Origin of the sequence: Pseudomonas sp., from assembly GCF_026224925.1 — a bacterium.
GTDB lineage: Bacteria > Pseudomonadota > Gammaproteobacteria > Pseudomonadales > Pseudomonadaceae > Aquipseudomonas.
The window spans coordinates 1-3,785 of sequence record NZ_JAMFRV010000086.1 but is presented as its reverse complement, the minus strand read 5'-3'; the positions used below and the strand labels follow the sequence as shown (position 1 = coordinate 3,785).

2 protein-coding genes are annotated in these 3,785 nt (G+C 53.7%); both read right to left on the bottom strand.

What is annotated here, in order from left to right:
- The coding region (gene pseB, locus M0974_RS03800; RefSeq protein WP_297833020.1) for a UDP-N-acetylglucosamine 4,6-dehydratase (inverting) at positions 1-826 on the bottom strand (826 nt) is incomplete at its 3' end.
- 28 nt (positions 827-854) lie between these two features.
- A partial coding sequence (locus M0974_RS03795; protein WP_297833018.1) for a glycosyltransferase family 2 protein occupies positions 855-3,785 on the bottom strand: 2,931 nt, incomplete at its 5' end.

Here is a 3,785-nt window from a genome sequence, read left to right as displayed (position 1 = left end):
GATCCTTGAATTCGATGGTCATGCGCGCGTCGTCCAACGGCACCATCAACTCATGGAGTTTTTCCCCTGGCCGAATTCCGACGTTCTTGTGTGGCAGGTGTGCCGCCATGCCTTTCGCTAGATCAACAATGCGGATCGACGGAATTTTTGGCACAAACACTTCACCGCCGTGCATCCGGGCAAAGCTGTCCAGCACGAACTGCACACCATGATCGAGAGTGATCCAGAAGCGCGTCATGCGTACGTCGGTGATGGGTAATTCCCGGGCACCTTCGCTGATGAGCTTGCTGAAAAACGGCACCACTGACCCACGGGAGCCGGCCACGTTACCGTAGCGAACCACCGAGAACCGTGTCGATTGATCACCGGCAATGTTGTTCGCCGCGACGAACAATTTGTCTGATAACAGCTTTGTCGCGCCGTACAGATTGATCGGGCTGGCAGCCTTGTCGGTGGACAAGGCAATCACCTTTTTCACACCGTTGTCGATGGCGGCGGCAATAATATTCTCCGCGCCATTGACGTTGGTCCGAATAAACTCCGTCGGGTTGTATTCCGCCGCCGGCACCTGTTTCAGGGCCGCGGCATGCACCACGTAATCGATCCCACGCATCGCTACCCGCAAACGCTCGGCATCGCGCACATCGCCGAGGAAATAACGCATGCACGGCGCGTTAAACGTCTGCTGCATTTCGTACTGCTTAAGCTCATCGCGGGAGAACACCACCACGCGCTTGGGCTGATACTGCTCAAGCAAGCGGCGAATGAAATTACGCCCGAACGAGCCGGTGCCGCCTGAAATGAAAATCGATTTGCCGTTGAACATGCCGTGAGTCCTTTGACCTGTACCTGACTTAACCGAGCAGCGCCGCCCAGTTGACACTGGACGGGTTGCCGAGGGTGAACCCTTTGCCTGTCAGGGCCAGGTTGCTGTTGTAGGCTTGGTCGTGAGCAAACTGAGCGTTCCACTTGCTGCGCAGTTTCTCAAGAGCAGCGTCAGAGTGCGGCATCGTGCCTGGGTGAATGATTTCTACCTGCGGCGTCCAAACGGTCATGTAACCGTTTTGTCCGATCTTCAGGCACAGATCGACGTCACTGTAAGCCTCGGTGAAATCGGTTTCGTCCAGGCCACCGACTGCGTCGAACAGCGCTTTGCGGACCATTAGGCAGGCTGCCGACACGGCGGAATAGTTCTGTTCCAACAGCAGACGGTGCATGTAGCCCTTGGCGTCTTTTTTCTCGCCAACAAACGCCGAACCGATGCCGCCGTCAAAGCCGAGAATCAAGCCGGCCTGAGTAATGGTGCCGTCTTGCTCTATTAGCTTGGCACCCACAACGCCGACTTCTGGACGCTGGGCCTGGTTAAGCAACAGTTCGACCCAGTTCGGGCTCACAACTTCGCTGTTATCTGCCAATAGCAGAAGGTATTCGCCCTTGGCCTGGCGGCAAGCCTGATTGAGCAGGGCTGACGCATTGAGACCCTGTTCATTGCGCATCACACGCGTACGGCTGCCGGCATATTCCTGAAGCGCCAACCAGGAGACTGTCTCGATATCGGTGCTCTGATCATCAACGACAAGCACGTCATAGTGCCTGTAGCGGGTCTTCAACAATACGCTGGCCACACAACGTTTTAGTGATTCAAGATTATTGTGGCTGAGCACGATAATCGATACCGAAGGGCGCTCTACGTGACGGTAGTCAATCTGATAAGCCCCTGGCAGAACCGAGTTGACATGCCCCTTATAGCCGCGGCTCGTCAGGTGGCGGCTCAACGCCATACGCTCCTGGTTATTTTCTTCTATCGCGGTCTCTTCGCAGATCAGTAACGGCTCGTCCAAATGGGCCAACCACGCCATACCGCCGCGCTCAATAATCCGTAACAGCAAATCAAACTCCAGCGCCTTGCTAAAGTCAGCAGAATACCCCCCTACGCCGACAAACACGTCTTTACGGATCAACCAATGCCGGGACATCAACGCGGGCAGACCTTGCAGTAGATCAAGGTTGAAACCGGGGCGGAATACATTAACCAGCGCACCATTAGGCGTGCGTTGAATTTCGTCGGCAAACACAGCGCGACATTCGGGCGCAGCCAACAATTCCAGGCTCGCCAGCAATAAACCGCTCGCGGTGAATTGATCACCGCCGTTGGCCAAGAGCAACCAATCGCAAGGGGTTTGTCGAGCGACTTGATTGAGCTTATCAACGTAGTTGTCCGGGGACACTTTGATAAAATGCAACATGTCTTGGGCAGAGGTACTAGTTGCAGGCGCACCGGTAGTGAATACCACTATTTTGAACGCTCTAAACGAGCTTTCCATCAGGCTGTCGAGGGTTATCTGCAGTTTGTTGTTGTCGTTGTCCAGGTTCAACAGCAAGAGACAAAACTGGGGCCCGCCAGCGTGCGCCGCTAGATGCGCCGCAATCGCACCCGCTTCGTTAGCGCTTGGCGAACGTGCTTGCAACCAGTTGAGTAAACGACCGGAAGGCATCTGCGCTAGCTGGACGCCCCTGTTTTCAACGGACACCGCCTCCAGACGCTGCACCCAATCGAACATCGCTTTGGACTCTTCTCGCTCATCCAAAAGCTTCAGGTTATGCGCCAGACGGTTAACTACTTCTTTATTGAAAGGACTACGGTCCATCGCAGGCCACAGACGCCCGGTGATGGTTTTGATACTGTCCGTGTCGTGGATCAGTAACGCCTGCTCCTGTCGGGCCCACACACCTTCGAGCAATTCGAGCTGCAGACGGCCCGCTGGCATCGCATGCAGAAGAAACTCAATGTGGGTCAATTGATCAAAGAAAGCTTGATTGTAGAAAGGCATCTCAACGTATTGAGAAGGACCGAATTGACGTAGCGGCCCACTGAGCGGACTGGTCCAATCAGACTTGAATATAGGCTCTACGGCCAGTGCATTGCCTTTTAATAAGCTGTCGAGCATGACGTCGAAACTGTCCAACACCCCTTGCTTGATCTGGTCCAGATCCGAACCGGTTATGGTCGTGGACAGACTTGCAAAGAACTCGGCGTAGCGCTCACGTTCTGCCTTTCTCTTGAGGTCAGTAGGATTCAGCACCCAGCGCACGTCAGTGTTGTGCTGGGACACCACGTAGTTTTTTTCGCGCACGCTGTATGGAATTGGAAGAATCCGCGCCTTGGCTGAGACAAAAAGATAGTAGGCGTGGCCAATTTCGCCCCATTCAAGGTTGATGTCTTTAGGCGCAATGTCAAACCATTTGCGAAGTAACTCTGTGCGCGTAACCGAATAGAACGGAGGTATGTAGTTGCTGAAAAACTCATGCACACGCTGCTCGGGACGGTCAGATGAATAATCCTCCTGTACCTTTTTATCGCGGCGGTAATATTGCACGCTGTTGTCGCTGACTTGATACATCAAACTGTAGCCGTAACACACACCGTAATCTGGATTTGTTTCGAGAAACTCCACAGACTCAGTGATGGCGCCATGCAAAATAAAATCATCGTCGGCCGCGAACAGCATATGCGCAGTGGTTACTAAAGACAGACCATGAACCAGCTTCGCGCTCAGCTCCGTATAGGAAAACTGTGGGAGGTGGTGGTACTTAACGTGAGGAAAACGCTCTTCAATTGCTTCATCGGCAACGGATGACGAGTCGAGCACCAGCACGGTACAAGGAAAATCACTGTAATACTGCAATGCCCGCTGTAAAAAAGCCGGGCGATTGTGAGTTATCAGCACCAGCGTAAGCCGCTCGGTTAACGGCATGGAACGATCAGAATTTTGCTTGCTTTGCAT